Here is a 6177-nt window from a genome sequence, read left to right on the forward strand (position 1 = left end):
GGGGCGCCCCCCGCCCCCGCCGGGCCGCCGCCCCCCCCCCCCCCCCCGCCCGCCCCGGGGCCGCCCCCCCCCCCCCGCGGGGGGGGCCCCCCCGGGACCAGCCCGCCCGGCACGCCGCACCGGGCGGCCTGACCGACGGCCCGTGGGTGGGCGGCAGGCCCCTCGGCCTGTCCCGGCGGGCGGGTGCGGGCACCGGCCCGGAGACGACCGAGGACTCAGGCGCGGGCGCCGGCCCGGGGGTTGGCGCCGGCCCGGGGGTGGACCTCGGGCTGGCGACGGCCGGGAGCACGAAGGCGGGCATCGGCCCGGCGGTAGCCGAGAGCACGAGCGCGGGCGCGGCGCCAGGTGGAGGCCGCGGCGCGGCGGCCGGGCGGGGCGCGGCGCCAGGTGGGGGTCGCGTCGGGGAGGCCGGGCGGGGCGCGGCGTCCGGGGCCGGTGTCGCCCCCGGGCGCGGGGACGGTCTCGCCTGGCTCGCGGCGGCCGATGCGCCCCGGCGCTCGTACCGGTTCGTCCTGTTGCGCGACCGGACGCCGAACGAGGCGGCGCAAGCCCTCGGCACCGGCCCGCTGTTCGCCCCCTACCTCCGCGGCGAATGGTCCTGGCTCCGGGCGACCGGGGTGCCGGCCGGCGACGACGGGCACGGCCCGACCCTGCGCATCGGAGCGGGCGGCGGGGGCTGGAGCTTCGGCTTCGACGACGATCCCGAACCGTTTCCGACCGGGCCGCGCGGCGCACCCGGCGCACCCGACCCACTCGGCGAACGGGCCTCGCGCGGCGGCGGGGCGGCCCTCACCGTCTGGTGCCAGTGGCCGGAGCAGCCGTCGGCCGCGTTCCCGCACGCGCTGTACGTCGACTACGCCGAGGACGGGCGGCAGCAGTTCGGCTTCACCCTGCGCGGCGCGGCGATCGAGCGGACCGGGGCCGTGCCCGACGCACTGGCGCCGGAGCGGTTCCACAGCGCCCTGGACGCGGGCCAGGTCGCGCGGGCCGGCACGGCTGCGGGCCCGACCACGAGCCCGGCTGCCGGCGCTGCGAGCCCGGCCGCGGGCCCGGATCTCGACGCGGAGGCCGCCCGGGCCCGGGAGCAACGCGTACTCACGGCGGTGGCCGAGTTCTTCGGGGTCTCGCTCCCCCGGTTCGCCCTGCTGCACGGGCGTCTGCACGTGGTGCGGAGCCAGCCGTGGTCGGACCCGGCGGGCCCGCTCCCCATACGGGCGACGTCGCGCACCGTCCACCGCTGAGCCCGCTCCCCCACCTCGCTCCCGCCTCGCCCCGGCCCCGCCCCTCCCCGGTTCGCCCCGCGCCGTCGTCGCGGTTCGGCGCACCGGGCTTCGTCGGTCGCGGGGCGGCGGGCACGTGCCAACGCCCCGCGGCCCAGGACCGCGGGGCGATGGTCGTCGTGAACGTTGCGGATGGTGTCTGGCGGCCCGGTGGGGCCCTGGAGTGGCTAGTCCTCGAAGCCGATCAGGGTCCGCACCATGGCGCAGGTGGTGTCCGACGGCGGATGCACCCCGATGCGGGCCGCGGTGTTGCGTATCTTGCGGTTGGACGCCTGCTCTGGGCGGTACGCCCCGGCGTGCATCAGGGCGATGGCCAGGCGCATGGCCTTCAGGCGGCGGTGGTGCGACTCGTACCACTCACGCGGGTGTCCGGCGGGCACTCGCTTCTTCGGCAGAGTCGGGAAACTCGGCAGGTCCGGCAGGTACGGAAGAGGTGTTGCGGCAACGGCCATCGGCGTCCTCCAGATGTGTCGTACGCCCTCTCTCTTACTCCCCCATTTTACTTCAGGGCACTGACAATCGCCCCAGGCCAGACGGGGTTTAGCGGGTCTGCGGAGCGGACTGCGGGGTACCGTGGGCGGCATGGAGATCTGGATCAATCCGGCCTGTTCCAAGTGCCGCAGCGCGCTCACCCTGCTGGATGCGGAAGGGGCGGAGTACACCATCCGCCGCTACCTCGACGACGTACCGAGCCAGGACGAGATCCGGGCCGTGCTCGACCGGCTCGGCCTGGAACCGTGGGACATCGCGCGGACCCAGGAGGCCGCCGCGAAGGAGTTGGGCGTACGCGAGTGGCCACGCGACGCCGGGGCGCGCGACCGCTGGATCGCGGCGCTCGCCGACCACCCCAAGCTCATCCAGCGCCCGATCATCACGGCCGACGACGGCTCGGCCGTGGTGGCCAGGTCGGACGATGCGGTACGGGAGGCCATCGCCCGCTCACAGGGGTGACCCAGCGGGCGCGTCGCTGCTGCTGGAACGCCGCCGGCGGGGCATGACCGGCGGACCGCGCGGCACCCACCGCGCGGAGCGGTTCGGCCGGGCGGGTCAGCACGTCGACCGGGCCCCGGCCGGCCTGTTGACCGGTCGGGGCCCGGCGGATCGGATCACTACCGGGCGGATCGGGCCACCACCCGGGGCACCACGGCGGCCGGGCCGGGCCCCGGGCGGGCCCGGCCGGACGGGCCCCGGGCCCCGGGCCCCGGCTCAGTGGTACTGGATGCCGCGCCGCACCTCGGCCGCGGCCTCAGGGCTGTCCAGGCGGCTGACCAGGTGCAAGGCCATGTCGATGCCGGCCGAGACGCCGGCGCTGGTGATGACGGAGCCGGTGTCCACGTACCGGTCGTCGGCCCGTACTTCCACCGAGGAGTCGATCTCGGGGAAGAAGTCCATGTACCGCCAGTGGGTGGTGGCCGGGCGGCCCGCCAGCAGGCCGGCCGCCGCGAACACCAGCGAGCCCGTGCACACGCTCGCCATCAGCGTGCCGCCGCCGTGCAACGTCCGCAGCCAGGCCAGGTGTTCGTCATCGACCTGGAGCTTGTCGGTGCCGTCGCCGCCGGGGTGCACCAGTAAGTCCAGCGGCGGGGCGTGCTCCACGTCGCAGTCGACGGTCAGGCCGAGCCCCTTGGAGCAGCGGACCACCCCGGGCTCGTGGCCGATCGCCACCACCTGGACGGGGAACGCGGCGACGTGGTCGGCCCAGTAGCCGAGGACCTCCCAGGGCCCCACGGCGTCGAGTTCCTCGACGTCCGCGAAGAAGAGGACACCGGCGGTCAGGGTCGGAACGGGATTCATGAGGAAGTACCAGCTTTCGTGATGTGGGGGACGGTCAGTAACGCGGGTGGCGCGGTGGGACGCGTGGGGCGAATAGTGCAGAGGGGGTACGGCGCGCGAAGGGGCGACGGCGAGCGGTGAACAGGGGCACTTCCACGCACCCGCAGCAGCGGATGCGCGCACCAACTCAGCGACGCACCAAGGCAGTTGGAACAAACCACCGGGTCGCGCGCCAGCGCACCCGACGGTCAGGGGACAGCGCCGTACGGGAGGTACGGGGTGCAGGGGGGTACGGGTGGTACGGGGAGTACGAGCCTTGCGGGACGTACGGGCTTTGCGGGATGCGCCAGGCGATGGAGCGGCGCACGACTGGTTCGACGTACGACCAGATCGATGTACGGCTGAATCGACGTACGACCGGATCGACGTACCGCCGAGTCGACATGCCAACGTGCTGACGTGCTGATGTGCTGACTTGCTGATGTGCTGGCGGGCTCACGTGCCGGTGGGCCCAGATGCAGGCGGGCCCGCGCGCTGGTGAGCCCAAGTGCTGACGTACGGATGTGTCTACGTACAGACGTGCCGACGTACGAACCTGCTGGTGTGCGGACGTGCTGGTGTGCGGACGTGCTGGCGTGCTGGCGTACCGGCTGCCGGTGTGCGCGGCAAAGGTACGGACCTGCGAGTGGTGCTCGTGCGGTGGTGCTCCGCAGGGGCGGCCGTGGGGGGCCTGGTGCTGCGGAGGGCTGGGGGGTGGGGCCTGTGCGGTTGTGGGTGGTGCCCGTGGTGCCCGTGGTGCGCCGGGGTCGGCGGGTGGGCCGTCCGCGGGTGGTGCCGGGGGGGTCAGCCGAGGGCGGGGGCCTCGCGTTCGGTCGGCGCCAACGGGTCGGGGTCCGCGGGCCGTTGCTGCTCGTGCGGCGCGAGCGCGGTGCCGTCGTGGCCCGCCACCGCATCCGATGCCGCGCCTGCCGCCCCGTCCGGGGCCGTGACCGGAGCCCCGTCCGAGGCCACGACCGCCACCCCGTCCGGGGCGGCACCCGCCACACTCGCCGCTCCGTCCGATGCCACCCCCGCCGCCGCTCCGACCGCCGCCGGTGTGCGGGCCGTCGCCAACGGGTCGGCCCCGTAGGTGATGCGGATGACGCCGTCGGCGTGCCGTTCCGCGACGGCCCGTACGCCGAAGACCTCGCACAGGACGTCCGTGGTCAGGACGTCGAGCACCCGGCCGGCCGCCGCCACGACGCCGTCGTGGAGCACGACGAGGTGGTCGCAGAGCCGGGCGGCGAGGTCCAGATCGTGCAGGACGGCGAGCGTCGTGGTGCCGGTGGACTTGATGAGGTCCAGGAGCTCGAAGCGGGCGCGGATGTCGAGGTGGTTGGTCAACTCGTCCAGGACCAGCAGCTTCGGGCGCTGGGCCAGGGCCCTGGCGAGCAGCACCCGTTGGCGTTCGCCGCCGGAGAGCGAACTGAAGTCGCGTTCCGCGAGCGGCCCGGCGCCACAGACCTGCATGGCCTCCTCCACCGCCCGGTGGTCCTCCGCGCCGTCCCGGCCGAACAGCCCGTGGTGGGGGGTGCGGCCGAGCGCGATGATCTCCTTCACGCACAGGCCCACCGCATTGCCGGTGCTGTCCTGGAGCACCGCCGCGGTGCGCCGGGCGGCGGCCCGCGCGGGCAGTTGCCACACGTCGTCGCCGTCCACCCGGACCACGCCGCGGGTCGGGCGCAGCGACCGGTAGACGGCGCGCAGCAGGGTGGACTTGCCGCTGCCGTTGGGGCCGATGAGGCCCACGATGTCGCCCTGCTGGGCGTCCAGACTGACGTCGCGCAGGATGGGCTGCTGGTCGAGCGTGACGTGCAGCCCGTCCACGGTGAGTTTCATGTGGTCGTCACGCTCCTCAGACGGGGGTGGGGCCGGTCGGTCTGCCGCGCCGTGCCCACTGCGGCACGCCCGGATTCGGCCAGCCGAACCCGGCCCGGAATCCGCCGCGTCAGGGGTCGGCGCGCGCTCCGGGAACGCATCATGCGACTCACGAGGCATCCAGAGTCTTGTTGCGACGCAGGAGCCACAAGAAGAAGGGTGCCCCGAAGAGAGCGGTGAGGATGCCAAGCGGCAACTCATTTGGCCGGTTAACGGTGCGTGACAAGAGATCGACAACCACGAGATAGATGGCTCCGACGACCGCGGCCAACGGCAGCAACCTGCGGTGATCCGCGCCGACGGCCAGCCGTACCAGGTGCGGAATCATCAGGCCAACGAAACCGATGCCGCCGGCCACCGCGATCACCGTGCCGGTCAGCAGCGAGGAGAGCACCAGCAGGACGGCCCGCAGCCGGTGCACGTCGACGCCGAGCGCGGTGGCCGACTCGTCGCCGGCGAGCAGTGCGTTGAGCTGCCGGCCGAACAGCGCCAGGCAGACCGTGCTAGTCAGGACGACGGTGCCGACCAGGCCGAGCTGGTTCCACTTGGCGCCGGCGACGCTGCCCAGCATCCAGAACATGACCGAGCGCAACTCGGTGGGCGTGGCCTGGAGTTGCAGATAGCTGGTGCCGGCGAGGAAGAGGTAGCCGATGGCGACGCCGGAGAGCACCAGCCGGGTGGGGGCGAGCCGGCCGCCGCTCTGGCCGAGCAGGAAGACCAGGGCGACGGCGAGCATCGCGCCGGCGAACGCCGCGGCCGAGACGCCGAGTCCGCCGAGCGCGCCGCCGGCCATCGTGATGACCATGACGGCGCCGAGCGAGGCGCCGGAGGAGACGCCGAGCACGTACGGGTCGGCGAGCGGGTTGGACACCACCGCTTGCAGGACCACGCCGGAGACCGCGAGCCCGGCGCCGACCAGGGCGGCGAGTACGACGCGGGGGGTGCGGAAGTTCCACACGATCTGGTCGAGGGCGGGGTCGGCGGCGGCACCGGAGCCGGTGAGGTGGTGCCAGACGATCTGCCAGACGTCGACGACCGGGATGGTGACCGCGCCGATGCTGATGGCGACCATCATGATGAGCGCGAGCAGGACGAGCAGCCCGATGAGCAGCGGGGCCGTGGGCACCTTGACGATGCGCGGGCCGCGGGCCGGGCGGGGCGCGGCGGCCGGCGGCGAATCGGCGGCCCGCTCCCTGGGGGGGGGGGG

General features: G+C 74.4%; 4 protein-coding genes and 2 pseudogenes. 2 read left to right on the top strand and 4 right to left on the bottom strand.

Annotated features, from left to right (window positions below; genetic code table 11):
• A pseudogene (locus AAHZ94_RS26790) lies at positions 1–1241 on the top strand (hypothetical protein); the annotation flags it as partial.
• 206 nt (positions 1242–1447) lie between these two features.
• On the opposite strand, the gene AAHZ94_RS26795 reads toward AAHZ94_RS26790, so the two are convergent.
• The gene (locus AAHZ94_RS26795) at positions 1448–1732 is read right to left on the bottom strand and encodes a hypothetical protein (protein ID WP_349995936.1); all 285 of its coding nucleotides are present in this window, start codon (positions 1730–1732) and stop codon (positions 1448–1450) included.
• A 130-nt stretch (positions 1733–1862) separates the two neighbouring features.
• Between AAHZ94_RS26795 and AAHZ94_RS26800 the strand changes: the two genes are divergently transcribed.
• Entirely contained in the window at positions 1863–2231 is a 369-nt protein-coding gene (locus tag AAHZ94_RS26800) for an arsenate reductase family protein (RefSeq protein WP_349995938.1), read from the top strand.
• Between the two features lie 255 nt (positions 2232–2486).
• On the opposite strand, the gene AAHZ94_RS26805 is transcribed toward AAHZ94_RS26800, so the two are convergent.
• From AAHZ94_RS26805 to AAHZ94_RS26815, 3 genes and pseudogenes are all read right to left on the bottom strand, one after another.
• Entirely contained in the window at positions 2487–3074 is a 588-nt protein-coding gene (locus AAHZ94_RS26805; RefSeq protein ID WP_349995940.1) for a DJ-1/PfpI family protein, read from the bottom strand.
• A gap of 1086 nt (positions 3075–4160) precedes the next feature.
• Positions 4161–4931: pseudogene (locus AAHZ94_RS26810) on the bottom strand (ABC transporter ATP-binding protein); the annotation flags it as partial.
• A 148-nt stretch (positions 4932–5079) separates the two neighbouring features.
• The gene (locus AAHZ94_RS26815; protein ID WP_349995942.1) at positions 5080–6075 is read right to left on the bottom strand and encodes a FecCD family ABC transporter permease; all 996 of its coding nucleotides are present in this window, start codon (positions 6073–6075) and stop codon (positions 5080–5082) included.
• Between the last annotated feature and the right edge of the window lie 102 nt (positions 6076–6177).

Source organism: Streptomyces sp. HSW2009 (assembly GCF_040240285.1).
GTDB lineage: Bacteria > Actinomycetota > Actinomycetes > Streptomycetales > Streptomycetaceae > Streptomyces.

Excerpts from the sequence above, each read along its gene's own strand:
- AAHZ94_RS26795 (WP_349995936.1), bottom strand. The coding sequence starts at position 1,732 with ATGGCCGTTGCCGCAACACCTCTTCCGTACCTGCCGGACCTGCCGAGT.
- AAHZ94_RS26800 (WP_349995938.1), top strand. The coding sequence starts at position 1,863 with ATGGAGATCTGGATCAATCCGGCCTGTTCCAAGTGCCGCAGCGCGCTC.
- AAHZ94_RS26805 (WP_349995940.1), bottom strand. The coding sequence starts at position 3,074 with ATGAATCCCGTTCCGACCCTGACCGCCGGTGTCCTCTTCTTCGCGGAC.